The sequence below is a fragment of the Vibrio sp. KUL78 genome (assembly GCF_059725505.1).
In genome coordinates, this window is sequence record NZ_AP045838.1 from 722859 (window position 1) to 749324 (window position 26466).

The 26466-nt window shown below is 45.8% G+C and carries 19 protein-coding genes; 8 read left to right on the top strand and 11 right to left on the bottom strand.

What is annotated here, in order from left to right:
* The first annotated feature begins 41 nt into the window (after positions 1 to 41).
* The 4 genes from AC6I8Y_RS19935 to AC6I8Y_RS19950 all read left to right on the top strand — a co-directional run bounded on the left by AC6I8Y_RS19935 (position 42) and on the right by AC6I8Y_RS19950 (position 3067).
* The gene (locus AC6I8Y_RS19935) at positions 42 to 293 is read left to right on the top strand and encodes a DUF2999 family protein (protein WP_042470114.1); all 252 of its coding nucleotides are present in this window, start codon (positions 42 to 44) and stop codon (positions 291 to 293) included.
* Positions 294 to 404: 111 nt separating this feature from the next.
* On the top strand, positions 405 to 1532 hold the full coding sequence (locus AC6I8Y_RS19940; protein WP_498022838.1) for a ribosomal protein uL16 3-hydroxylase: 1128 nt from the start codon (positions 405 to 407) through the stop codon (positions 1530 to 1532).
* A 333-nt stretch (positions 1533 to 1865) separates the two neighbouring features.
* On the top strand, positions 1866 to 2600 hold the full coding sequence (locus tag AC6I8Y_RS19945) for a nucleoside recognition domain-containing protein (protein WP_498022839.1): 735 nt from the start codon (positions 1866 to 1868) through the stop codon (positions 2598 to 2600).
* On the top strand, positions 2600 to 3067 hold the full coding sequence (locus tag AC6I8Y_RS19950) for a YjiG family protein (RefSeq protein ID WP_042470104.1): 468 nt from the start codon (positions 2600 to 2602) through the stop codon (positions 3065 to 3067). Before AC6I8Y_RS19945 ends, AC6I8Y_RS19950 begins: the two co-directional genes overlap by 1 nt.
* A gap of 71 nt (positions 3068 to 3138) precedes the next feature.
* Here the strand turns inward: AC6I8Y_RS19950 and AC6I8Y_RS19955 are convergent, their stop codons facing one another.
* Positions 3139 to 5136, bottom strand: a complete 1998-nt coding sequence (locus AC6I8Y_RS19955) for a HAMP domain-containing methyl-accepting chemotaxis protein (protein WP_498022841.1) — start codon at positions 5134 to 5136, stop codon at positions 3139 to 3141.
* Between the two features lie 155 nt (positions 5137 to 5291).
* Between AC6I8Y_RS19955 and AC6I8Y_RS19960 the strand changes: the two genes are divergently transcribed.
* The 3 genes from AC6I8Y_RS19960 (at position 5292) to AC6I8Y_RS19970 (ending at position 10054) form a co-directional block, all read left to right on the top strand.
* Entirely contained in the window at positions 5292 to 6233 is a 942-nt protein-coding gene (locus AC6I8Y_RS19960; protein ID WP_498022842.1) for a LysR family transcriptional regulator, read from the top strand.
* A gap of 147 nt (positions 6234 to 6380) precedes the next feature.
* The gene (locus AC6I8Y_RS19965; protein WP_498022844.1) at positions 6381 to 9212 is read left to right on the top strand and encodes a hypothetical protein; all 2832 of its coding nucleotides are present in this window, start codon (positions 6381 to 6383) and stop codon (positions 9210 to 9212) included.
* 92 nt (positions 9213 to 9304) lie between these two features.
* On the top strand, positions 9305 to 10054 hold the full coding sequence (locus tag AC6I8Y_RS19970) for a hypothetical protein (RefSeq protein ID WP_394149015.1): 750 nt from the start codon (positions 9305 to 9307) through the stop codon (positions 10052 to 10054).
* Positions 10055 to 10153: 99 nt separating this feature from the next.
* Here the strand turns inward: AC6I8Y_RS19970 and AC6I8Y_RS19975 are convergent, their stop codons facing one another.
* The 9 genes from AC6I8Y_RS19975 to AC6I8Y_RS20015 all read right to left on the bottom strand — a co-directional run bounded on the left by AC6I8Y_RS19975 (position 10154) and on the right by AC6I8Y_RS20015 (position 24845).
* Positions 10154 to 12289, bottom strand: a complete 2136-nt coding sequence (locus AC6I8Y_RS19975) for a carboxypeptidase regulatory-like domain-containing protein (protein ID WP_498022846.1) — start codon at positions 12287 to 12289, stop codon at positions 10154 to 10156.
* A gap of 4 nt (positions 12290 to 12293) precedes the next feature.
* Positions 12294 to 13301: a glycoside hydrolase family 16 protein gene (locus AC6I8Y_RS19980; protein ID WP_498022848.1), complete on the bottom strand. Its 1008-nt coding sequence runs from the start codon at positions 13299 to 13301 to the stop codon at positions 12294 to 12296.
* A gap of 129 nt (positions 13302 to 13430) precedes the next feature.
* On the bottom strand, positions 13431 to 15836 hold the full coding sequence (locus tag AC6I8Y_RS19985; RefSeq protein ID WP_498022850.1) for a glycoside hydrolase family 17 protein: 2406 nt from the start codon (positions 15834 to 15836) through the stop codon (positions 13431 to 13433).
* A 369-nt stretch (positions 15837 to 16205) separates the two neighbouring features.
* Positions 16206 to 17798, bottom strand: a complete 1593-nt coding sequence (locus AC6I8Y_RS19990) for a glycoside hydrolase family 16 protein (protein ID WP_252015160.1) — start codon at positions 17796 to 17798, stop codon at positions 16206 to 16208.
* Positions 17799 to 18171: 373 nt separating this feature from the next.
* Complete coding sequence (locus AC6I8Y_RS19995) at positions 18172 to 19776, bottom strand: ABC transporter ATP-binding protein (protein ID WP_498023065.1); 1605 nt, start codon at positions 19774 to 19776, stop codon at positions 18172 to 18174.
* 10 nt (positions 19777 to 19786) lie between these two features.
* Positions 19787 to 20809, bottom strand: coding sequence for an ABC transporter permease (locus tag AC6I8Y_RS20000; RefSeq protein ID WP_042470095.1), 1023 nt, complete (start codon positions 20807 to 20809; stop codon positions 19787 to 19789).
* The gene (locus AC6I8Y_RS20005) at positions 20810 to 21898 is read right to left on the bottom strand and encodes a microcin C ABC transporter permease YejB (protein ID WP_042470094.1); all 1089 of its coding nucleotides are present in this window, start codon (positions 21896 to 21898) and stop codon (positions 20810 to 20812) included. It abuts the gene before it with no gap.
* A 9-nt stretch (positions 21899 to 21907) separates the two neighbouring features.
* Complete coding sequence (locus AC6I8Y_RS20010; RefSeq protein WP_394150432.1) at positions 21908 to 23668, bottom strand: extracellular solute-binding protein; 1761 nt, start codon at positions 23666 to 23668, stop codon at positions 21908 to 21910.
* Positions 23669 to 23900: 232 nt separating this feature from the next.
* Positions 23901 to 24845 carry a GGDEF domain-containing protein gene (locus AC6I8Y_RS20015; protein WP_498022852.1) on the bottom strand — a complete coding sequence of 315 codons (945 nt, stop codon included), beginning with the start codon at positions 24843 to 24845 and terminating at the stop codon, positions 23901 to 23903.
* A 368-nt stretch (positions 24846 to 25213) separates the two neighbouring features.
* On the opposite strand from AC6I8Y_RS20015, the gene AC6I8Y_RS20020 reads away from it, so the two are divergent.
* Entirely contained in the window at positions 25214 to 25405 is a 192-nt protein-coding gene (locus AC6I8Y_RS20020; RefSeq protein ID WP_042470091.1) for a hypothetical protein, read from the top strand.
* 115 nt (positions 25406 to 25520) lie between these two features.
* Here the strand turns inward: AC6I8Y_RS20020 and AC6I8Y_RS20025 are convergent, their stop codons facing one another.
* Positions 25521 to 26408, bottom strand: a complete 888-nt coding sequence (locus AC6I8Y_RS20025; RefSeq protein WP_498022853.1) for a MalM family protein — start codon at positions 26406 to 26408, stop codon at positions 25521 to 25523.
* Positions 26409 to 26466 lie beyond the last annotated feature (58 nt).

Genomic DNA, 26466 nt, shown 5'->3' on the forward strand with positions numbered 1-26466 from the left:
AAACTTAGCGCCAACATGTCATGTATTAAGAAGGTAAGACAATGAACCCAATTATTGCCCTATTGAAAGAGAACAATATTGGCGACGCTCAGATCAACGAGATTTTCGAGACACTCACTCAAAACCCACTCGCGGCGATGGCAACCATCAGCCAGCTTGGTCTGCCTCAAGACAAGCTACAGCTTCTTATGGGTCAAGTTATGCAAAACCCTAACCTAATCAAAGAAGCGGTTGAAGAGCTAGGACTAGACTTCTCTAAAGTTGAAGCAGCGAAAGAGCAGCTGAACAAGTAGTCTTTGTGCGTCAAGGCGTTGTAGTTTCGAAACACCTTGACGCCTACCTCTAACTACAACGACACCTAATCTCTTACTGCCTTCTTCAGCCTCCAAAATAGTAGAATCACCATGTACCAACTAAGCGTTAATCTTGAAGACTTCCTCGCCAAGTATTGGCAAAAGCAACCCACTATTATCAAAGGTGGATTCGCTGCCTTTATCGATCCTATTTCTCCAGAGGAGCTTGCAGGGCTTTCGATGGAAGAAGAGATCGACTCTCGATTTGTATCGAATGCCAACGACCAATGGCAAGCGGAGCATGGTCCATTCTCTGAAGACAAATTTGTAGGCCTTGGCGCAAGCCACTGGTCTCTGATTATTCAGGCGGTTAACCATTGGCATGCAGGCGCTGCTGAACTCGTCGAGCCATTCAAGGCACTTCCTCAGTGGCTGTTCGATGACCTTATGATCAGCTATTCGGTCGAAGGGGGTGGCGTGGGTCCACACATTGATCAATACGACGTCTTCATTATTCAAGGCTCTGGTAAACGCCATTGGCGAGTGGGCGCTAAAGACGTTGGTCAGTACAAAGAGACCAAGCGCCACGAAGCACTTCGCCAAATTGAATCGTTCGACGCCATCATTGATGATGTGCTCGAGCCTGGCGATATCCTATATATCCCACCCGGTTTCCCACACGATGGTTACGCGTTGGAGCCATCAATGAGCTACTCAGTTGGCTTTCGTTCACCAAAAGAACAAGAGCTAATCAGTAACTTTGCAGACTATGTTCTCGCCCACGATTATGGTGATGTGCACATGCACAAACCAGAGCTTTCGACTCAAGAACACTTCGGTGAAATAACCTCCGGAGATCGAGAGACTCTGACTAAGATGCTGACCTCAGCACTTGAAAATGAAACCACAGTTAAAGACTTTCTTGGCTGCATGTTAAGTCAATCTCGTCACCAACTGAATATTATTGAACCAGACGCTAAATGGACGTCGGAAGAAGTAGCTGAGCATCTTTCACAAGGTGGTGAACTGTATAAAGTAGCCGGCCTTAGAGCTTTAGTTCATGAAGACGAACCGACAATGGTGTACATCAATGGTGAAGTTTTCAAACTGGCCGAGTCACAGGTTTGGTTGGCACGTGCATTGACCAATGAAGAGGTTCTTGTTGACGTTGAACCTAATACTCACGTTGTTCCTCTGCTTACCGAGTTACTCAACAAGGGGTACTGGTACGCAGAATAACCCAAAGCGTAGCTCGTCAACATACTTAAAAAATGGCGCTCTTAAGAGCGCCATGATATTGCAATGTATGTCGTTTAACACCGTATCCGTCCAATATCTAATCTGGACACACAATAACATCCTCTTCTATTTCAACCAGATTTCTTAACTAGTATTAGCTTATCTAATTCAACTCATTAACAGAGTTATATCTAATTTTAGGACTATTTCACAGTTACATATTTGGCAATAATTAGTTTCATAAAAATAATCCTTCACTTGATGCGGATCAGTATTCTGGCACATGGAAATCCTCAAACTATGCACTCTGTTCCAGTCTCTAAGGACCCCCCAATGTCTGATCTAACAAAAGAACGTAAGGTGACAATAGGAAGCTATATTGCTCTGGCTTTCGCTATTGTCTTTTTCTCAGGATTACTTCAATCAAACGAGTGGTATGGTGTTTTTGACTTCACCACACTAAACGGTGCGTTCGGTCAAGTTGCCCATAACGTAACGGAAACCGAAAACGGTGTTCAAGCAGCTACCACCTCTTTCCGTGGTGTGGGTGGCAGCGGTGCACGTGACGGCTTTATCTTCGCTTTAACGCTAATTCCAACCGTGATGTTTGCTCTCGGTATGATCAACGTACTTGAGCACTACGGTGCATTAGATGCTGCTCGTAAACTTCTATCTCCACTTCTTCGTCCACTGATGGGTATTCCAGGTAACTCTGGTTTGGCTCTAATCGCTTCTTTGCAAAGCACTGATGCTGGTGCGGCGATGACGCGCCAGCTTAAAGATGAAGGTCACCTGACTAAACGCGAAACCGATGTCTTCACCATGTTCCAGTTCACTGCCGGTGCAGCGATCGTTAACTTCTTCTCATCGGGTGCCGTGCTATTTACGCTGACTATGATGGACGGTTCACTAGCTGTTACTTCTTCTATTGGTTTGGCGGTAGCTGTCATGTTCCTATTCAAATTTGTCGGCGCTAACCTGTTCCGTGTGTACCTAAACATCACAGAGGGCAAAGAAGACAAATCACCTAAGCAAGACCAAACCAACGCACAGCAGGAGACCGCATAATGAGCGAAGTAAAAGCAAAAAAACCTATGGTCACTGATATCTTCGTAGAAGGTGCGAAAAAAGGTTGGGTTATCGCGACAACGTCTACAGTACCTAACGTACTGATGGCATTCGTTATCATAAAGGCGCTTCAGATTACTGGTGCACTGGATGCAATGGGCGCGATCTTCGCACCTATTATGGCCATCTTTGGTTTGCCAGGTGAAGCGGCGGCAGTATTGATTGGTGCTTGGATGTCGATGGGTGGTGCAGTTGGTGTGGTTATCACGCTATTTGACCAAGGTATCTTGAATGGCTCTCATATCGCGATTCTTGCCCCTGCTATCTACCTAATGGGCTCTCAGATCCAATACATGGGTCGTATCTTGGGTCCAATCGGTACAGAAGGTCGTTACATTCCTGTCATGATTGCTATCTCTGTATTGAATGCCTTTGGTGCTATGTTCTTAATGAACATTCTGGTGTAACCACTCACCGCATATCAGAGATAAAAATGCCCATCGTTTGATGGGCATTTTTTGTTTCTTACTGTCAGTACTTAGACTTTAAAGTTCGATACCTGAGCATGAAGATCCCCAACATTGCTCGTCACCTGCTCGGTCACTTGGTTCGCTGAACGTGTCTGCTCTGCGACTGCGCTCAATGACTCGTTGATATCGTTAACGAGACCCGAGATTCTCTGTGTGGCATTTGCTTGCTGCTCTGCTGTCGCTGCCAGGCTTTCCATCTGCTCATTCACCAACTCCACTTGTCCAGCAGAGGATTGAATACGACTCAGTGCCTGATGGGTCTGTCCCATGGCATCTGACGCTATGGTTGTCCCTTCGTTGATTTGCTGTTCGACTTTGTTGGTTGAAGTGCGAATCGCTTGCACGATGGCGTTGATCTCCGTCGTCGACTCTGTGGTTCGACTTGCCAGCATTCTCACTTCATCTGCAACGACCGCAAAACCTCGTCCCTGCTCACCCGCGCGCGCCGCTTCAATCGCCGCATTCAGCGCTAGCAAGTTGGTCTGCTCAGCCAAGCCTTCAATCACTTCCGTCACTTTGCCAATTGCTTGGCTTTCATTACTTAGCTGCTCAACAAGCTGTTGCGCGTTCTGAATCGCATCGACAAGTGACGTCATATTGCTGTGATTCTCGGTTAGCATACTCTCACCAGAAGCTAACTCTTGCTTAGCGTCCACCAACGCAGATGAAGAAACCTGAACTTGGCTTGCAGTTTGCTCTGAACCCACAGCGACTTCTGAAAGAGAGTGGCCAATGTTGTCTAGGCTTGAAGATTGCTGTTCAACTTGTTCAAGACTTTGACGGCTGTTCTGGGTCAAATCCCCCATTCGCGCTTCCACCGCCTTTACGCTGTGTGAGACCTTGCCGACCAACTGAGCTAACGACTGGTTCATTGAGTTAATTGATGTCATTAGGTCCGCGAGCTCGTCGTTACCTGCTACCTTGAGTGGTTCACTCGATACATCACCAGCTGCAATCAACTGTGCTCGTTTGGCGATAAGAGAGACTCGCCCACCTATCTGGCGTCCTAAGAAATGAGAAACCAAGAAGGCAACCGCAAGTACGATGGCGCAGCTTATCGCCAAGATGGCAATCAACGATGTTACACTACTTGAAATATGCGTTTCCGTCTCGCGAGCTTTTTGCTGTTGCGTAGAAACGATACTGTTGAGTTCAGTCTGGACAGTATCAATCGCAGGCAGTAGTGTACTCGCCATAAGATAGTTAGATTCATTCCAGTTAGGTGACTGTCGCAGTTCAATCACTTGCGCTGCCAGCGGCGTGTAGAGCGATTTCATTTCGTTAAATAGTGACCAAAGGCTCTGATCGCTACTGCTCAGCAGGTCGGTCTTATAGCCGATTTGCTCGACAACTTTTGCATGCGCTTTAATGAAGTCGTTGTATTTTTCTAGATAATCCTTATTACCATACTGAAGATAATCACGCTGAGCAGCAAGCGCATTGGCAAGCGAGTTATACGCATCGGCATAAAGCTTAAACAGATGCTTTCTTTCCCCACCTTCTGAGCGACCTGCTTCGTCGTTGATCAAGCCTTGTAGTTGGTCTAACGCAACCTCGGCAATCGGTGCAGCTTCATTGATGAATAATGCGTGTGCAGGCAAATTTTCGTTGGTTTGAGCAATATCGAGGATTTGGTTTGCCGACTCTTTAATCGAGCTCCAACTGTCGTTGATCGCATGATAGCTTTGGTCTGATAGCAACCCCTCAAGGCTCAGTAGCTGAATGTCGACGCCATCCATATGTTGGAGGACACTTGCTTTAGACTGCTCGACTTGCTCTTCACTGCCCACAAGGAGCATGTGGCCTCGCAGTTCAGACACGGTAGTTTGTAGCGATTGACCTAATTGCCTACTCGCATCAACGGTTGGCAAATCATACTGCAACAATGAATGGGTTTGTGATTGCAGCCCATCAACACTGCGATACACAAACAGAGATGAGACGATAAAAAGTACACCAAGCGCCAGATAACTCGTCCGAAGCTTACCCGATATCGAGAGTTTCATCCTTAAACCTCTATAAAATACAACTGATTTGACACTATATCGACAACCAACGAGAATTTTAAACAATTTGTTTATATTTTTGTTACTGAAGGTTTTGCAGTGCTTGATATTTGTACTTAAGATTGAAATCAGACCTTGTACAATGAGATGTTTTCATGGCTAAAGACTTATTCGCTAACCTCGACCTCAACCTCCTTCGCACCTTCATCATTTTGAATCAAGAACGCAATATGCGAAAAGCATCAGAGCGTTTATTTGTCTCACAACCTGCCGTAAGTAAAGCCCTTCAGCGTTTACGAGATCATTTTGAAGATGAGTTATTTGTGAAGACGCACCATGGTTTGCGAGCGACAGAAAAAGCAAATCAGCTGGCAGAGTCTATATCACCACTGATGGATGAACTTGCCAGTGCGGTTAATCATTCCAGTAAGTTTGATCCGGCCGAATTGGATGTGACGCTCAAAATCGCGATATCACCTTTCCTTCTTTCTGGTATCGCTAAAGATCTATTTAAAGCCATACGCTCAGAAGCTCCGAATGTACAAGTTCAATTACTCAACTGGAGTAAATCGACTATTCAAGACATCGTCAATAACGATATTCACCTCGGTTTGAATTACACCATCGGGCATGCACCCAAAGAGTTGGTCCAAAAAAAGGTCACTGAAGACACATTTAAAGGCTACGTTCGCGCAGACCATCCAATCGAAAAAGATTACCTCGAAATCGACGATGGCGTTGATTTTGAGATCGCTACCTTAGTTGCTGCAGATTGGAACTCCAATCAATCAATTACAGAGAAAATGATCAAAATGCGTGGACATGAAGCCAATATCGTTTTCCGTTCTGAACTACCGTCAGCTATTATCGATATCGTCAAAAATTCGGATATTTTGTTTCCTGGCTCTAGTTTTCTTAACCTCGACGCTCATCCCGGCTTACGACCTTTAGATATCTACTTTGGCAAAGTTCCTTTTGACAGCGACATTAATGCTATCTACCACTATAAAAACCGAAACAATGCGACCACGTTGTGGTTACGTTCATTGGTTAAGAATGTCTTATGTCGTGATAACTCTGAGTTATCAGGCCATTAACTACTATTTATTAATAACTTAGAGTTATATCCATTATTTCAAGCTTTCATTAGAGCTCGTTTCGTGACGTTTTTAGAATACCGCCAATGGAACACCTTGCCGGTGCTTATTTCGACGGATTTTACGGTTTTACACACGAGAACTTAAATGAAGAAAACTAGCTTAACAATTGCAATCATTGGTGCTTTAACTAATTTGGCACACGCGTCATCAACTACTGTCGACAGAGTTGAAGCTGACAGACAGACAAATTTGCTTATTGCGGAACAAATGACCGCAATAGATGCAACTGTGTTAGCTCAGCTGGAAGCTCAAAATTCAAATGTGGTGGTATTCGATAACACCACTTACGAAAAACAAGAAAACGGTGTTTGGAAAATCGTTGGCGGTGCATCAGCAGCACTTCTTGCAGGCATTGTTTCATCTTCCTCTACAACTTCGGAAGGTAAACCTGCAGTAACCAACCCATTGGAAGCTGTTCCAGAAATTGATACAGGAAGAAGTGTCGATCGTATCGCTGAGAACGCTTGGGTAGTAACTACACATGGCGAAGTTGACGGCTACGTTACCTTCGAAAATGGTACCATCTACGTTCGTGACAGCGACCGTCAGGAAGTCGCTAGTTGGAAGCCAGGGTCGAACCTACCGATTCAAGGTGAACCGTCTAACCCGATTGAAGCGACTCCAGAAGCAGATAATGGTCGCTCGGTTGAGAAGATCGCTGAAAACGCTTGGGTAGTAACAACTCACGATGAAGTAGACGGCTACATCACCATCGAAAATGGCACCATCTACGTTCGTGACAGCGACCGTCAGGAAATCGCTAGCTGGAAGCCAGGATCGAACCTACCAATTCAAGGTACACCGTCTAACCCGATTGAAGCGACTCCAGAAGCAGACAATGGTCGCTCGGTTGAGAAGATCGCTGAAAACGCATGGGTAGTGACAACTCACGATGAAGTAGACGGCTACATCACCATCGAAAATGGCACCATCTACGTTCGTGACAGCAACCGCCAGGAAATCGCTAGCTGGAAGCCAGGATCGAACCTACCGATTCAAGGTGAACCGTCTAACCCGATTGAAGCGACTCCAGAAGCAGATAATGGTCGCTCGGTTGAGAAGATCGCTGAAAACGCTTGGGTAGTAACAACTCACGATGAAGTAGACGGCTACATCACCATCGAAAATGGCACCATCTACGTTCGTGACAGCGACCGTCAGGAAATCGCTAGCTGGAAGCCAGGATCGAACCTACCAATTCAAGGTACACCGTCTAACCCGATTGAAGCGACTCCAGAAGCAGACAATGGTCGCTCGGTTGAGAAGATCGCTGAAAACGCATGGGTAGTGACAACTCACGATGAAGTAGACGGCTACATCACCATCGAAAATGGCACCATCTACGTTCGTGACAGCAACCGCCAGGAAATCGCTAGCTGGAAGCCAGGATCGAACCTACCGATTCAAGGTGAACCGTCTAACCCGATTGAAGCGACTCCAGAGGCAGACAATGGTCGCTCGGTTGAGAAGATCGCTGAAAACGCTTGGGTAGTAACAACTCACGATGAAGTAGACGGCTACATCACCATCGAAAATGGCACCATCTACGTTCGTGATAGCGATCGTCAGGAAGTCGCTAGCTGGAAGCCAGGATCGAACCTACCAATTCAAGGTACACCGTCTAATCCGATTGAAGCGACTCCAGAAGCAGACAATGGTCGCTCGGTTGAGAAGATCGCTGAAAACGCATGGGTAGTGACAACTCACGATGAAGTAGACGGCTACATCACCATCGAAAATGGCACCATCTACGTTCGTGACAGCGACCGCCAGGAAATCGCTAGCTGGAAGCCAGGATCGAACCTACCGATTCAAGGTACACCGTCTAACCCGATTGAAGCGACTCCAGAGGCAGACAATGGTCGCTCGGTTGAGAAGATCGCTGAAAACGCTTGGGTAGTAACAACTCACGATGAAGTAGACGGCTACATCACCATCGAAAATGGTACCATCTACGTTCGTGACAGCGACCGTCAGGAAATCGCTAGTTGGAAGCCAGGATCGAACCTACCGATTCAAGGTACACCGTCTAACCCGATTGAAGCGACTCCAGAAGCAGATAATGGTCGCTCGGTTGAGAAGATCGCTGAAAACGCATGGGTGGTGACAACTCATGATGAAGTAGAAGGCTACATCACCATCGAAAATGGCACCATCTACGTTCGTAACAGCGACCTCCAGGAAGTCGCTAGCTGGAAGCCAGGATCGAACCTACCGATTCAAGGTGAACCGTCTAACCCGATTGAAGCGACTCCAGAAGCAGACAATGGTCGCTCGGTTGAGAAAATCGCTGAAAACGCATGGGTAGTGACAACTCACGATGAAGTAGACGGCTACATCACTATCGAAAATGGCACCATCTACGTTCGTGACAGCGACCGTCAGGAAATCGCTAGCTGGAAGCCAGGATCGAACCTACCGATTCAAGGTACACCGTCTAACCCGATTGAAGCGACTCCAGAAGCAGACAATGGTCGCTCGGTTGAGAAGATCGCTGAAAATGCATGGGTCGTGACAACTCACGATGAAGTAGATGGCTACATCACCATCGAAAATGGCACCATCTACGTTCGTGACAGTGACCGTAAGGAAATCGCTAGCTGGAAGCCAGGATCGAACCTACCGATTCAAGGTACACCGTCTAACCCGATTGAAGCGACTCCAGAAGCAGACAACGGTCGCTCAGTTGAGAAGATCGCTGACAACGCATGGGCAGTTTCAACACATGGCACTGTTGACGGCTACATTACCATCGAAAACGGTACGTTATATGTGCGTGACAGTGATTTAAATGAAATTGCTAACTGGTCTCCGAGAAAGCCAGAGTTTGACCGAAACAAGCTAAAACAAAGAATGGAGAAACTAACGATCAAACAAAGGCAGCAAATTAGACAATCTATTAGCAGCCGACTCTAATTGCATAGTTTCCTATAACTAAAAACAGGGAGCCAAACACTCAGGCTCCCTTTTGTTTACCTGCCATGGAGGGAAAGCAAGCGAGAACATCAATGCCAAATAAGCCTCTTCTAGTACTAGCACTATTCATTTCATCAGTCTCCAACCTTGTTTTCGCATCCAATGATGAAAATGAGTTTGACTACTTAGGTTTTATCAACGACACATTTTATTTGTCCGTTGGTAAAAGTGATTTTTCTGGAGAGTATGCGGGGGAATACATAGTTACATTAAATGGCTCTCACAACTTCAACGACACATGGAGACTATTTGGTTCATTTGACAGCGACGCTTATGCCGATATCGGGATAGGTTATTCCTTTATCCTCGCGGAGCAAGTCTACAATGAGGTCTCTTTAACCGTTGGCGGCAAGCTAGAAAATGTATTCACCACGAGTGGCGCACTATTTACTGCATACAAACATAATGATTGGGTCTTCTACAGCAATTTCGAACTTCAATATATTGATAGATATAAAGAGACACTTGATCTACCGATTATAGGTCTGGTTACTATTGACTCTCACACTCTAGCATTGAACAAATTAGTAGGATTTAGCTATGACATAAATACCGTCATATCGATTCTCTCCTCATATGGGCATGATAAGCGCCATATAAATCAAAGCAAAGTCTCAGGGAAATCTGAGCATATTGCCAAGTTAAAACCAAACCACGATAGCTATGTAAATCTCGGTTTTGCTCTAGATCTATGGGGAGTAAAACCTTTTCTGTCCCACCGTTTTAATCTAGAGGACTCTTCATTAAACTATTGGGACTTTAATTTGTCTTTCGACTTTTGACTTTCATCGCTCTTTCTAAACTAATCAAGTTAAATACGATTACATCTCATGCAACCATAGTTCAAGCGTTGACAGGTCTTAAACTATGGTTGCTAACTACTAGTAGAAGTAAATATTATCCAAATACACACTATCGCTAGACGTACCAAATAACTGCATACCAAGCTGCTGCATGTTGGCGCGGTCATAATCAGGACCTGCCTCTAGCGCATCAAAGCCTAGCTCTACCGTAATCCAAGTACCCGTTTCTACATTCTCAATGGTATAAAACAGGGGTTGAGAGCCGGACAATAATTGGAATACCGCTTTGGTGACTCCAGATGTGGCGTAGAAGTCGAAGCGTAGTCCAGTTTTGTCTGAAGCGTCGACTGGTGTCTCTATGCCATATTGGATTCCCGTCACACCGCCCTCTTCTCCATCTGGCGTAATGTCGAACTTAGCGGTCAGATTACCATCAATAGTGATTTCAGAATGTGTTGGCGGGTTCCACCATGGATCGGACCAATTGGTAATCCAATGATTACTCGTTAGGTCGTCACTGTACAAAGAAATCACATCATCACTTGAGACATTAGGTACTGGCGCCGCTTCAGTCGGACCGGTCGCCAATCGTTGTAGCGCAAATACTGGCTGTGCGCCCTCTTCTACTTGGATAATTTGCTGAGCCACTGCAAAGCCATCAGCACTCACTTTGACCTTCTGCTTACCTTGTGAAAGTGAAAGGTCAGCAAAACCGGTAGCATCTGTTGTCACTTTATAGGCTGCATCATGTTCTCCGTCGACACCGACCGACACTTGCGCATTCGGGATTGGCGTTCCGAGATCGTCCGTCACCAGTACTTGTAGTTGATGAGTAATCGCCGTACCAGAGAAGTACAGGTTATCAACAAACACTGCTTGCCCTTCATCGCCCCAAAGCTGCAAGCCTATCATTTGCATTTGGGCGCTATTGAGCGCGACATCGCCATTTAAGGTCATTGACGCTAAAGGAATATCCAGTGACAACCACTGGTCGGTCTCGGGAGCATCTATCATGTAGCTGCTGGAACCGTCTGTAGAAACGAGCTGAAGCAATACTTGTCTCACGCCCGATTCAACGTAGAGATCGATGTGCCAGTAATCGTGTTGAGAAACATCAATGCTGCCGTATTCAATACCATACTCGATCCCTGCTACGCCGCCCTCGGTGCCTGCTCCAACAATCTCATAGCGCGCGTAGTTATCACCATCAATACTGGCTGATGTATATAAAGGGGCATTCCACCAGTTGGCATTCCAAACAGAAATAAACTTGTCTTCTGTGAGCGTATCACTGAACAGCGCAAAGGCATCTTCATCACCGACAGAAGGCACCGGCGCACTGACGCTTGGTTGGCTGTATTCCACTTGCTTGGTAATCAAAGCGATGTCGGTCATCTTCGCCATGCCATCAACGTCACTTGGCAGCACCAACCCCAACCAAACCAATTCTGCAGTGCTAGAAAATGGCACCTCAAACTGGTACCAGCCATTATCTAATGCTTCACCAGAATCTGTCGCATACATGATTTTGGATTCAGTGATATCCGAACCTTGAACGACAACTTCGATGTTTGCAAAACCCTCTGTTTTGATCTTAAAGTTGAGGTGAGTATACGCTGAGGCATCAATACTGTTTTCAGCTTCATTACCCCAAGCAATAGCCGCTCCTTTTCCCCAGTTGGTGCCACTCGTGACAACAAGCACCTCGCCGTAATCAGGGTCGTCATTAGCAGTGCTAATTCCAGAACCAGAGCCCCAATCATCTCCCCAATATTCAATAGCAAATGAAGCTTCGTTGCTGGAGTCAAATATATAGCCAACTTCTGGTAATTCCGGCGTTTCTGCAGTTTGAGTAAGTTCTACCGAAGTCGTTAAGTTCGCGCCCGACACATCGAAACTGTGTTGTGCCATTTGATAGCCACTCATCGTTAACGTCGCTGTGTAGTTTCCGTCTTCTAGATCAAAGTTCGCTTCACCTTGCGCGTTCGTCGCTGCCATCTTGCCACCGATGTCAACAACGACTCCCGATAGCGGGCTTTGAGTGTTCACGTCAAGTACCGTGATACGAACCTGATAATAAGCCTCTTGATTGTCTGTGTTGTTATTACCACCGTTTATTCCGTTGTCTGCAGCTATGGTTGCATCGTCCTCACCACAGCCAACTAAACTAGCGGCGAGAAGGGTAACCACCCAAGCTTTTCCTAGATTTTGCATAGCGTTATTTCCTTGTAATTGGTTTCCGTTTTTTGATTGCAGCTATGGTCAGTAGTGCAAGGAGTGTCCATAGAGATTGCGCGCCGCCATTCGATGTCGAATCAACGCCTGCACTTGGTAGTTCTGGAATGGTTTCATTGGGATTGGCGACGGGCGTATCGTCATCGCAATATTGACTATCGTTAGAGGTAGAACGTTGGCAATGCGCAATATAATCGACCTCCATCGTTGCTTGTTGAAGGTTTGGGTCAATATTACCGCCAAGCATGCCGCCCATTGCGACATTGAGTAAGACGAACATAGGTTCTTTATAACGTGGGCACTGGCTCACATCGTGTCTTGTCACCAACTCATCATCGATGTAGAAGGCTATCTCGTTTTCATCCCACTCCATGGCATAGCGATGCCAATCAAGAACATCTTGTGCACCATTGGGGTAGGTGTAGCGATACTCGCTTCCGCAAGAATGTGCGGTATTGAAAAAATTGGTAATGTAACTTTCTGGTTCATTAGAGAACCATTCCCAAACATCTATCTCACTCGCGCCAGCATTGGGCCAACCTACATTGTCGTTGTCACCTTTGATTGGCTGCTCTGCAATACGATTTTCCAACATCCAGAAGGCGGGCCATGTCCCTCCCTCAAGATTGTGAAAGCGAATTCTAGCTTCCAAGCGACCGTACAAAAATTCCTGCTTGTCTTTGGTATTAATTCGACCTGAAGTCCAAGTCTTTGTTTGTCCGCCCAAGGTCATACACTGATTCGTGCCTTTGCGAGCAATGATTTTCAAAGTGCCATCCGATACGTCGTAGTTACGCTGTTCGGATGAGTCATCATCTGTGTAACACTGAACTTCATTGTTGTAGTTGGCTTGAGTTTGAGCAGTCCAATTATTCCAGTTGACGCTGTTGCCCTCGAAGGTATCAATCCAGTGAACTTGCCAACCCGCCAAGACTGGCATAGTGCAAACGCCGATGATTAGTAGACCAAGACGTCTAAACCAAGTGGTCATTTGGTTTTACTCCGTATTTTTCAGATAGCTCAAAGGCTACTTGCGACATAGTGTCGAAGCAGTATTGGAGCTATTCGGGTTCAAGAGGTGGTGATGGCATGATTGCCATCACCGTGTGATTAGCAGCGGTTATTCAAACCAAGAGATGTTTCGAACTTGAATATCTGCCTCAGTAAGCCCCTCTTTTGTTGTGCCATGCACAATAAATGGCTGGGTAACTTGGGTCAGATTCGGTGAGTTAGAGAACTGGCTGATATCAACTTCAATGGTCTGCCAATCAGTCGTGAGTTGGTAGTCGCCTGTATTAAATCGAATTGTGTGGTTGGTAGACCATTGCCCACCAGTATCGGACTGGAAGCCAACGCCAAAGGTGAACTCGGCTAATGCCTTACCACCCTCGGTGAAGCCTCTAATATCAAACTTGAGTGTTTTAACCGCAGTAAAGTCTCGGCGGCTTTCATCACCAATATGTGTACCCCATCCCCAGTCTTTTGCACTCGTTGGAGAGGTCGCAACAGTCAGCACCCCGTCTTCGTCAACGCCAGCCCAAGCCGTGTCTTCCCATGCGAATGCGCCAGCACCGCTGAACAGGGCAGAACCTAGCACCTTGAACTCTCCCTCAACCGGAGGCTGCTCTACTGGAGCGTATGGCGGCGCGAGCACGTCATCCATTAACGTGGCATAAACGCCACCGTAACTCGCCGTAAAGCTGTTGCAGTCTCGAGTCAGTCCTAGGTCATTGAGCGTATCAACCTTATCCCATGCAACGTACTTGACGTTACAATCTATATCGATAAGACCGAAGTTTTTCTCAGAATGGCCTGGGTTATCGCCACCTTTCCATGGTTCATCGAACGCTTGGAAAAAGAACAGTGATACACCCTCATTGTTGGCGAAATCGCGCATGTCATCATGGAACATCTTCTGTTTGTATTCATCCGCAGCTTGAGTTCCCCCAGCGCCGTAACCGTCAGTTGAGTATGTCGACCACCCCGTTTCACCTATGTGAATAGGTTTCGTTGGATCAACGCTATTGACGAAAGCCTGAGCCGCTGCATACTGCTCGAGAGAGCGTGTGTAAGCCTTCTGCATTGAGATAGCGATTTGCTCTTCTTTACTAAGGGCTTGGTCAGCTTCGGAGACTTTCCAGTCCTCCTTAAAAATTGGGTCATAATGCGTATCGTGGTGCGCGTAGGTATGCAAAGACACATAATCAACTGCTTGGATAAGCGATTTAAGATCAGCTTGCTCACCATAGTTACCATTGTTGTCTATGCCTGCCCACACCGCCCAGTTGTCGGATGTTGTGATCCACAGGTCATCAGTGTCGCTGTTCTCGAGCTTCCAACTCTGCAGGTCATTGACATGATTAAGGATAATCGAAGGGTGTACCTTGTATGACGATGCCCAGTCCACCATCGCTTCATTACCAACAGCAATAACCTTGATGATATCTGGATACGCCAGTGCCAGTTCTTTCGCCTTCGCAATCTCCAACGCGTTTTTCGGCGAGTCTGTGGATGAATCAATAGGAGAGCCAGTCCACGCATTATTGGCATCAATCCAGACACCGAGCATGACGTACATCTCAAACGTATTACCGTCAGCCGCAGCTTCGTCTTTCAGTTGTCGAATCGCCGCCAGTAGATTTTCTGTGTTGCTATAGCCGTCAGTACCGATAAAGCCTTGTGTGTTGTACGTGCGAATAACTTTTATACCCATCGCATTGAGGATCTTCATGTCCTCAATATGCTCCTGAACCGTTGGCACTAAATCTCCAGACTCTCGGGTATCGCTTCGCCACGCACCATAGGAAATTGCTTGATACTGAGGGTTACCCAAAAGCGGCTGACCGCTATCGGAAACTGGAAATGAATCAGGCGTTGGTTGAGCGGATAGACCTGCCCCTTCGAGGCGAAGGTTGTCCCAATAAAACACGTTATCACTACCAACGTTGCCAAAATCGAAGAACAGACTCTTTTTGTTATAGTTAAAAGCCTCGTTAAGTTCGCCTAGGTTTAGTTCCTTGAAGTCAAAAGTAAGCTGCTCCCATTCATTGGCTTTACTTGTGGTCACTAAGACTTCTGCAAACTGAGAGTCATCGGCGTCGTTTTCCACCTTAAAGAGAATAGGAATACCAGCTTCTGGAGAATATACCCAAGCCGTAACGACACTCCTTTCTTCTGAAAGCGCCAAGCTTGATTGATCGGCCACAGTACTGCCCGCCCAGGTTTCCGCACCCGCTGACTTTGTCGTCTTTAATACAGTGCCAGTGACATACATAGAACTAGGATCCGGGTTAATCGCGTTTAGCTCGGTCAAAGCATTGCCAAAATCAATCGGCAATGACGACTTAACATCGAGCTGATAGTCTGGAGTGACTGAGACATTAATATCTCCATTACCATTGTTCCCGTTATTTGCGCCGCCTGAATCCCCACTCCCCGTTGTTGAATCATTTGAATCGGAACCACATGCAGACAGCATGACTGCCGCAGAAGCGAGAACAAGAGGTGTTAGACTTCTTTTCATCATTGTTACTTCCTTGCTATTTTATTTTTTATAAAGCTCGTAGATTCAACGCTGGCATACACATAAACGAATCCACATAAGGTAAGCGCTTTCTTTTCATGAAATAGAATTACGCTATTAGACACTCATTATTTCATTAAGAAACAAGGTTCCTTAATTGCCACAACAACTGATATAGCTAGTATTGATTACGATAATCATCATGTATACATCAAGACTCCAAGTAAGTTTCAGAAGATCGAATCCGCTCACCCAAAAGAAAGCGCTTACTTTAGTGAGCACAAAATCGGATGTTTTGATGGCCCTTAAATGGCAAAAAACGGAGCACCTTGTGATGCTCCGTTTTTCTGCTTAATAGACTCTATTAGCGTGTTATCTTTCAAATCGAATGTTATCGAGTTTGAACGTCATGGCCCCTTGTGGTTCAAAAACCAAGATATTATTTACTGCTTTCGGGTCAGCTTGTGCTCCTGGAGCGAAACTGTTGTCACTATCGAGGATGTCTGCAATGGCGATTTTCACTTGCTTCCACTCTCCCACGTTCGATTTTGGTACCACGTAGTCGCTCGTATTTGGCCAGCCGCTATCCATCTTTATTAGCAGCTCAGTATCTGCTCCCTCTTCTACTTTGATATCAAAGACTAACGTTCCTTCTTTTTTCCATTCCGTCATATCAGTAACCGGGGAACGGAAATAAAGGTTACCAGCGCCGTTTTGTTTAGTGATCTCTAGAACTGACCCTCTTTCGTCTTCTTGCGCTATTTTATGTTCGACAATATTCACTGGGTCATAGCTGGCGTATGCAAGTGCTGCATTCAGCGTATCCGTAAAGATTTCAAGCGTTGGCCCTTCAGCGTAGCTATCATCTGCTGCCAATATTGCTGGCGCTTCGTGTCCCTCAACTACCTTCGCAAACTCAGAGTGGCTTGAACATCCGTGCCCTTTCCATCGGTCAACACCACAGCGATACACCTTAACGTAATCCACCAGCATGGTTTTTGGGTAGTCATTGTCATCAACGCCACCATAGTTGGCATTTGCTGGCCATGAACCACCGATCGCTAGGTTAAGTAGTAAGTGAAACTTCTCGTTGAAAGGCGCCGCACCTTCTGCATTGACCACAAGCCCTTTTTCTTTCTCATATTGGCTGTACCAACCGTCTTGAGTTTGCGTCGCATAATGCAGATCGTCAACATACCAGCGTATCTCACCCTCTTCCCACTCTATTGCATACGTGTGGAAACCATCGGCAGGGTTAACGCCATCGGGTAGCGTTGCTCCCTGTCCGCTATACACATTATCTGGCCAGTTTTTACCATAGTGAAGGCTGCCATAGATACGGTTCTCACCATCGCCTTCTTTTGCTCCCGGTGCATCAGACTGAACCTTAAGGTTAACGGCTTCCATTATGTCTATCTCACCAGATGCAGCCCATGTGCCGTATTTGTTTTCAGTGGGTAGCATCCAAATTGCAGGCCACGTGCCTTGTCCGCTTGGTAGTTTGGCTCGTATTTCAAATCGGCCGTATTTCTGATCTCGCTTTCCTTTGGTGCGAAGTCTGGCAGAGGTATAAGGGAGCGTCTTGTTAATTCCGGCTTTGCCCTCAGGGTTATCCGGTCCCGTGAAGCGTTCTTTGTGAGCAACAATGTGGAGCATTCCATCTTTTACAAACGCGTTTTTGCTTCTATCGGTATAACATTGCTGTTCATTGTTACCGCCGCCCCAACAGTTGGTCTCAAAGCTCCAATTGCGCTTGCTGATGGCGTCACCTTCAAATTGGTCTTCCCAGACGAGTTGCCAATCGTCACTGACCGCTACGGGCACGTTAGTCAGTTCTACTGGCGCTTTGGTTTGGACTAAATCCGTGTTCGCGCTCTCGCCTTCTTCGGTACTGGCACAACCTGACAGTAGAGCCAAAGAAACCACCGAACCTAGAACCGTGGGTGTGTGCTTCATTTTTCGCATTGTTACTCCTTGAATACGAGCATTCTTTTATTGGCAATCACTGATGAGGGCCTCCAAACCGGAGTATGATCGCGGATAAAGTTCATCAAACCTTTATGTAAGCGCTTTCTTTAAAATTCAAAAAAAACGTTATGTATCATACTAATTTGGTACTGAGTAGTTCTTGGAACCACCCTCATCATCCCTTGGTAACTATGACACTATAAATTGACTTCGCTGTATAGAGCTAGTGAGATATCAATATCTAAAAAGCAACCTCGCATCACCAAAAAGAAAGCGCTTTCAAAGTATAGGCAAGTTTTGTGATAATAGAGTCTAGGGATAGTGAGTCAGCCGCACAAAGCAGCTAACCCTTTTAACTATAACTATGCGGCTAAAATGCGGATAGCGAGACGAGCGTCTTGGTGTAGTCCTTTTCTGGGTTCGCAAACAAATGTTGCGTGCTACCCTGCTCCACTATTTGACCGTCTTTCATCACTATAGTGTAATGACACAGCGATTTGACCACATTCAAGTCATGGGAGATAAACAGGTAAGTCAGACCGTGCTTCACTTGTAGCTCTTTCAATAAGTCTAAAACCTGAGCCTGAACCGTCCTATCCAGCGAGGAGGTTGGTTCATCGAGCAGAATGAACTCGGGCTTTAGAATCAGCGCACGTGCAATAGCGATGCGTTGCCTCTGACCACCAGAAAACTCGTTTGGATAACGGTGCCTTGTTTCTGGTTCGAGGTCCACCTCTCGCATCACATCGCAAATCATAGAGTCTAAGGTTTGCTCGTCATGTTCAAAGTGAACTCTTAAACCTTCCCCGATAACTTGGGCAACAGACATCCTCGGGTTTAAGGCTGAGAATGGGTCTTGGAAAACGACCTGCATCCGACTTCGATAAGGCAGCATGCCTTTGCGGTCTAATGATTGAATATCTTGACCATCAAACTCAATCAAGCCTTCACTTTGAACCAGCTTGAGAATAGCCATACCCGTCGTCGACTTACCAGAGCCGCTCTCTCCTACTAAGCCGATAGAGTAGCCCTGTTTAAGTTCAAACTTCATATCGGTCACAGCTTTAACATGGTCGATAACACGTTTGAACAATCCGCCTTTAATTGGAAACCACACTTTAAGGTTTTCAACAGACAGCAAAGGTATCGCTTGCTCATTCACCTCAACAGGTAGCCCCCTTGGATCGGAGTTAATAAGTTTCTGCGTGTATGGATGGCTTGGAGTAGTGAACACCTGCTGGCACTCTCCGACTTCAACTAATTTACCTTGCTGCATAACGGCGACACGGTCCGCAATACGACGCACGATACTAAGATCATGAGTAATGAACAGCATCGCCATCCCCATCTCTTTTTGCAGGTCTTTCAGCAAATCGAGAATTTGCGCCTGAACAGACACATCCAACGCAGTAGTAGGCTCATCAGCTATCAAAAGTTCGGGCTCATTAATAAGCGCCATCGCAATCATAACGCGTTGTCTCTCACCACCAGACAGCTCGTGAGGATACGCAGTAATCTTCTGCTCAGGATTACGAATCCCAACTTTTTTGAGCCAGCTGATTGCCAGTTGCTCTGCTTTATTGGTTCGCATGCCACGGTGAACCGCCAGCGTTTCAACTAGCTGACGTCCGATTTTATGCAGTGGATTAAGTGAGACCATCGGCTCCTGAAAGATCATTCCAATACGACCACCACGAATACCTCTCAATTGGCGCTCTGAGCAATTGAGCATATCAATATCGTCAAACTCAATATGACCGTTCAAATAGTGACTAGAGCCTTTTGGTAACAGCTTGAGAATAGAGTTGGCCGTGACCGATTTGCCAGAACCACTTTCGCCAACCAGTGCCAGAGTTTCACCCTTACGAATATCCAGCGATACATCGAACGTCACTTGTTCGATGTTCTTACCTCGACCAAAACCTACCGATAGGCTGTCGATTGAGAGAACGTGTTTCGGATCGTCTTTTGTCATCATCCTCTCCTTAGCCTTGTTGGTGTGGGTCAAATGCATCGCGAACGGCTTCGCCCGCAAATACGAGAAGGGTTAGCATAATCGACAATACCGCAAACGCAGATAATCCGAGCCATGGCGCTTGTAGGTTTGCTTTACCTTGAGCAAGCAGCTCACCAAGTGATGGTGACCCTGCTGGTAGACCGAACCCTAAGAAATCTAGCGAGGTTAATGTCGTCACAGAGCCGGAAAGAATAAACGGCATCATTGTCAATGATGCCACCATCGCGTTCGGTAGCATGTGACGTAGCATGATACGTTTATCATCAACGCCCATGGCATGGGCTGCCTTTACATAATCAAAATTTCTGCAGCGTAAAAATTCAGCCCGAACAACGCCCACTAAGCTCATCCAGCTAAACAGCACCATAATTCCGAGTAGCCACCAGAAATTCGGCTCTACAAAGCTTGATAGGATAATCAAAAGGAAAAGTGTCGGCATCCCCGACCACACTTCGATAAACCGTTGCCCCAGTAGATCAATCCAGCCGCCATAGTAGCCTTGCGTCGCACCAACAGCGACACCAATTACGCTCGATACCAGCGTCAGAATAAACCCAAACAATACGGAAATTCTAAAACCGTAAATCACCCTAGCTAGAACATCGCGCCCTTTGTCATCGGTGCCCAGCCAGTTCACGTTGTCAGGCGCTGATGGTACGGAGGCGACAATATCGTAATTAATAGTGTCATAGCTGAATCGAATCAACGGCCAGATTAAAAACCCTTTCTCTTCAATAAGGTCAATAACATAAGGGTCTGTATAGTCAGCTTCCGTTTCGAACTCTCCGCCAAACTCGGTTTCAGCGTACTGTTCAAAGATCGGGTAGTACCATTGATTATCAAACTCAACCAAAAGTGGTTTATCGTTGGCAATAAACTCGGCAAATAGACTAAAGAAAAACAGGACCAAAAAGATCCATGTCGACCAATAGCCTCGCTTGTTTGCTTTAAAGCGCTGCCAACGTGCTTTCGTGAGAGGATTCATAGCCATCTATCGCGCCTCGAAATCGATACGAGGATCCACCCACGTATAAGTTAAGTCAGAAATAATGCTCAAAATCAGACCCAATAACGTCATTATATAAAGCGAGCTAAATACCACTGGGTAGTCGCGTTGAATCGTTGACTCAAATCCCAACAGACCTATCCCCTCAAGTGAGAACATCACCTCAATCAACATCGAACCGGTAAAGAAGATACTGATAAAAGCGCTGGGGAATCCAGCAATGATGATTAACATGGCGTTGCGGAAAACGTGCTTGTAGAGAATGCTACTCTCATCGAGACCTTTCGCTCGAGCCGTCACGACATACTGCTTATTGATCTCATCAAGAAACGAGTTCTTAGTAAGCATACTTAAGGTTGCAAACCCACCAATTACCATGGCCAAGATCGGCAGCGTTAGGTGCCAAAAGTAATCAATGATCTGCTGGTACCAGGTTAGCTGGTCAAAATTACTCGACACCAATCCACGCAAAGGGAACCAACTAAAGTAGTTACCACTTGCGAAGAAAATAATCAGGATAATCGCAAATAAGAAGCCAGGGATAGCGTAACCAACAATCACCACAGCACTCGACCAAATATCGAATCGAGAACCATGGTGAATAGCCTTGAGAATTCCAAGTGGTATCGATATCAGATAGATAATCAGCGTACTCCATAATCCAAGCGAGATGGACACGGGAAGACGTTCTTTAATCAAGTCAATAACATTACCACCTCTGAAAAGACTGTCGCCAAAATTAAACATGGCGTAGTTTTTCAGCATATCGAAATAACGTTCGTGCAGCGGCTTATCAAAACCAAACTGGATTTTAATGGCTTCAACAACTTCAGGGTCTAGACCACGAGAGCCTTTATAACCCGTCGCCACGTCACCTTGGTCGGTATCCAAGTCAACCTCTGTACCCCCACCACTGAATCGCTCCATGATGCCAGAATCTAGCCCCTGAGCTTGTGCAATCGCCTGTTCTACAGGCCCCCCAGGAGCAATCTGAATGATAAAAAAGTTGATCGTAATAATCGCCCAAAGCGTTGGAATCACCAACAACAAGCGTCGGAATATATAGGCCGCCATTGTTTCCTCTTATCGACGTTTTGCAGGTAGCTTTTGTGCCTTTTCTTCTGACACCCACCACGTATCAATACCTAAGTCATAAGTAGGTAAGACATCTGGGCGCTCGAATTTATCCCATGTTGCCACACGATATTTTTTGATATGCCACTGAGGGATAACGAAATAGTTCCACTGAAGCACTCTATCTAATGACCGACCTAGGACCAATAATCTTTCTGGATCATCCTGGCTGTCTGCAATTAAGTCGGTCAACTCGTCGATAACAGGGTCTTTTACCCCTGCTTGGTTGTAGGTTGAATCGATAAAATTCGAGTTCCATACAATCTTTAGGTTTGAGCTAGGATAACGCTGTGCTGAATAGCTAGAAGAAATCATATCGTAATCGCGGTCGCGCCAGCGTTTCAGGTACTGTGTTGTATCCACGGTGCGAATACGCATGTCGATCCCCATCGCACGCATGTTCTTTTGGACCGGAATCGCAATTCGCTCAGTCGTTGGGCTGTACATCAACAGCTCGAAACTTAGAGGCTGACCTGTTTCTACATTAGTCATCACCTTGTTTTTAAGCTCCCAACCAGCCTCTTTTAATAGGGCAAATGCTTTGCGCATTTGTGGGCGAATACGACCTGTACCATCGGTAACGGGTGGGTTGTACTCATCAGTGAATACACGCTCAGGTATCTTCCCTTTATACTTATTCAGCACCTCAAGCTCGGCCGAAGAAGGAAGTCCTTTTGCTTCATAATCTGAGTTTTGGAAATAGCTTCGGGTACGAGTGTATTGGTCGTAGAACATGTTTCGGTTCATCCACTCAAAGTCCATCGCATAGCTCAGCGCTTCTCGCACTTTTGGATCGCTAAACACAGGTCGTTCAATATTGAAAACGAAGCCTTGAGTAGCCATTGGCTTGTGATGCTCAATCTCTTCTTTCTTGATAAAACCACGATCAAAATTGGCACCTGTGTATGAGCTAGCCCAGAACTTCGCGCTATTTTCTTGTCTCAGGTCGAACTCACCGGCTTTAAATGCCTCAAGCATCACGGTGTCATCACGGTAATAGTCATACTGGATGGTCTTAAAGTTGTTGCGACCGACATTGACAGGTAGATCTTTTGCCCAGTAGTTTTCATCTAAGGCATAAGTCAGAGACTGACCCATCTTGTAATCAACGATTTTATAAGCGCCGCTTCCTACTGGAGGCTCATTCAAAGGCTCTGCAAAGTTCTTATCTTTCCAAAAATGCTCTGGTAACACTCGAGTGCCCTGAGCCAATCCAAACAGTTTTTCTTTATTAGGAACTGACATTTCGATGCGCACAGTTAGCTTCGACGTCGCCTTAACACTTTTCACGTCTTTGTAATACGCCCTGAACTGAGGAACCCCCTCTTTCATGAACTTATCGAAAGTAAACTCGACGTCTTTCGCTGTGATAGGGACTCCATCACTAAAACGCGCGTTAGGGTTGATGTCGATCTCAAGCCAACTGTAGTCGTCGGCATAACGAACTTTCTCGGCAATCAATGGATAGTAAGAGTCAATCTCATCAGAGGAAGGGAGCATCAGGGGATCATAGAGCTCGCCAGTTGCAGCAGCAGGTTGGCCACGAGAAGCATAGCGATTGAAGTTGTCAAAGGTACCCATTTGTCCAAAGGTAACTTTACCGTATTTGGGTGCTTCTGGGTTTACATAATCAAAGTGCTGGAAGTCTTGCGGGTATTTAGCCGTACCAAACCCGGTTAGAGACGTGGTCTCAACCACATTTGCTGCCATCACACCTGAGGCAAACAGCCCCACTCCTATCGCTAAAAGCGCGTTTCGTTTTAACGTCATCCCTTTCCCCTAAAAATAAAGAAAGGGCGTTTGAGAGCGTCCTTTCCTAAATCAGTTTTATCTTGCTTATACTGTTATAAATAGCTGTATTTGACGGGGTTTTCAAGGGTGAACAGGGGAGGCTGTTTCAAAATTGGGTTAAAGTTTACTGGATGCATGTTCAAGCGATGATTTAATCACCACATTGGCTGCACTCTTGTATAACATGGGTTTCAGGACAATACATGTGGACGCGACCAGAGCACCCTTTTTTAGACATGTAGAGCGCCTTATCCGCACGCTCCACAATACTTCCGTCATCGAGCGCTTGAGTCGCGACACCAATTGAGCATGACACACCAAAGGTTTTACCACTGCTGCTCTGAAATTCGAGCGCATCTATTTTGCGCGACAGACGCGTAGCAAGTGCATAAGCTTGATGAACATTACTGCCGGGTAGCAGCAAGACAAACTCATCTCCACCATATCGACACAATTTATCTTGCTCACGAGTACATTGGTCAATAACAGCGACCACATCAACCAATACTCTGTCGCCAATTGAATGTCCGTATTTGTCGTTAATTGGTTTGAAGCGATCAACATCAATGATCAATAGCGAACTCGGCACTCCGAGATCCCTATGTTTAATTTGCTCTTCTTCTAACGCTAAGTGCATATAACGACGGTTAAAACACCCAGTCAGCCCATCGGTATTAGCCTCCTCGAGCAGAACCTGACGTTCAGCCATGTCTTTGGACACATCTACGGCAAAACCAATGACGCCTAGAACCTGATTATTTTTAATGATTGGGGACGTCACCGTTAAATGGCAGAGCTCACTATTGTCGATGGAGAAAGGAATTTTTTGCTGAGTGGGTTTGCGAGTGTCTATAACGCTCTTATCATTCAAACGCATCATTTTGGCGGTGCGAAAACTAAACAAATGCCAGTCTGTTTTGCCTCTAATTCCATCGAGAGTCACACCAAAAGTGTCTAAGACTTTACGATTGACATAATGATAGTGACCTTCGTTATCTTTTATAAATATATAGGCATCCACAGCGTCAAACACCTCAGATAAACCGAGCAGCTCTTCGTGTGAACCCTGATGTGTTGATAAGATCAGATCAAGCATATAGTTGCTTTAAAATGCACCGTGTTGAATATAATAATCTTAGAGTTTAAACCCTACTTATTGGTTTTGCAGTGATTCTTATCCAATCCCTAAGCCTAAAATCAAATTTTGATATCTAGAGCACGATTTGAACAAAGATCACAGCTTTGCTCTAGAATCTGCCTTTCAATCTATTGACATTGTCGTCATTTACAAAAATAGTTGCGTTTTAAACACAACCTCACGATACGTAGGTCGTTATCTGAAGATAACAAGAGTGGTGACAACGACCTTGTAAATAGAAAAAACCGAACTAGTCTTACTGATAACAAGTGTGACACAAGTCACGTTTGGTACATATTCATTCAGTTCAACGAAAGGACTTAGTCATGAAAGCACTAATCATTGCAGCGCTTACGTTTGGTTTCGCAGTTTCAGCTTCAGCGCAACAATTGGAACCAGCAGGCGTAGCAACCGGACAGGGTGGTTCTAATGTATGTTTGTACAAAGCGGCAGGGACAGATACGGTAGTTTATGCACTCAACACCAATACGCCTTGCCCTACTCTCACCAGCAATTAATCTGCTTCGATAAGTTGTCGTGTGTTAAGAGATAAGATTGCAAATGGAAGAGTATAGTTTCAGGGCAACAAATTAAACGTTGCCCTGAATGCTTGGAACACTTTTTGATCGCCCATTAGTACTGTTTCATCGCGTCAACAAAGGCTTGTTGAGCGCTCTTTGAGCCTAAGCTCTCCGCTTCTTTTGATAGTCTCAGCGCTTTCTCAAACTCACCTTGTTCAACAGCTCGTTCAATGGCTTCATTAAATGCTTTTTCTTGTGACACCGAGAGCTGTTCTGGCACTACTGTTTCCGAGTGCTGAGCAACCGCTTCCTGCCTTGTTTGCTGCTCTGCTTCTGTTTCCGAACGTAAACCGGTTGGCTCATAGTCAAGCTCTAACGTGACTTTACCAACCGCAGAATGTGTAATAGTAAGATTTGAGTAATATGGGTCATTAGCCGAAACCGAGCCTGATTGCAGGGCAAACTCACTCGGTGGCATTGGCTCAGAACTCGTCGCTAGTGCTTCTTTTGTGGTTACAACGGCGAGATAAACAGGCTTTTGGCCATTAGAGAAGCGATTTGGGATCGCGTATTCACCCAAATAGCCAGATTTGTATAGTATCGAGCTCTCCCTATGTTTGATGATATCTTCTCCAATAACATCAAGAACTTGAAATTGCTCATCAAGCACAAGTACTGTCGGTACAAAAACTTGTTTGTCGATAATAGAGTAAACCGTTAACTTTATCTCACCGAGCGCAGACGGCAGTTCAATACCTTCAGCAAAAGTGCGCCCGCTGTTTAGTTCAATTTTTGGCGACTGAGTAGACAAGTTGATCTCTACAGCGCCCGGTTTGCTCACTGGAGCGAAACTCACATTGGCCAAAGATTCACAGCACCCTTGTTGTGAGCTTAAAGCTGCTATACCTGCCTCATCTTTACTATTGTTTGTGTCTTGTGCTTGGCTGGCACAGCCCACTATGGTTGCCAGCGCTAAGGCGAGAATCGTCTTTCGTATCATAGCAACACTCCTTAACTACTTATATTCACATCATTGTAGAATGACTATTATTTTACCT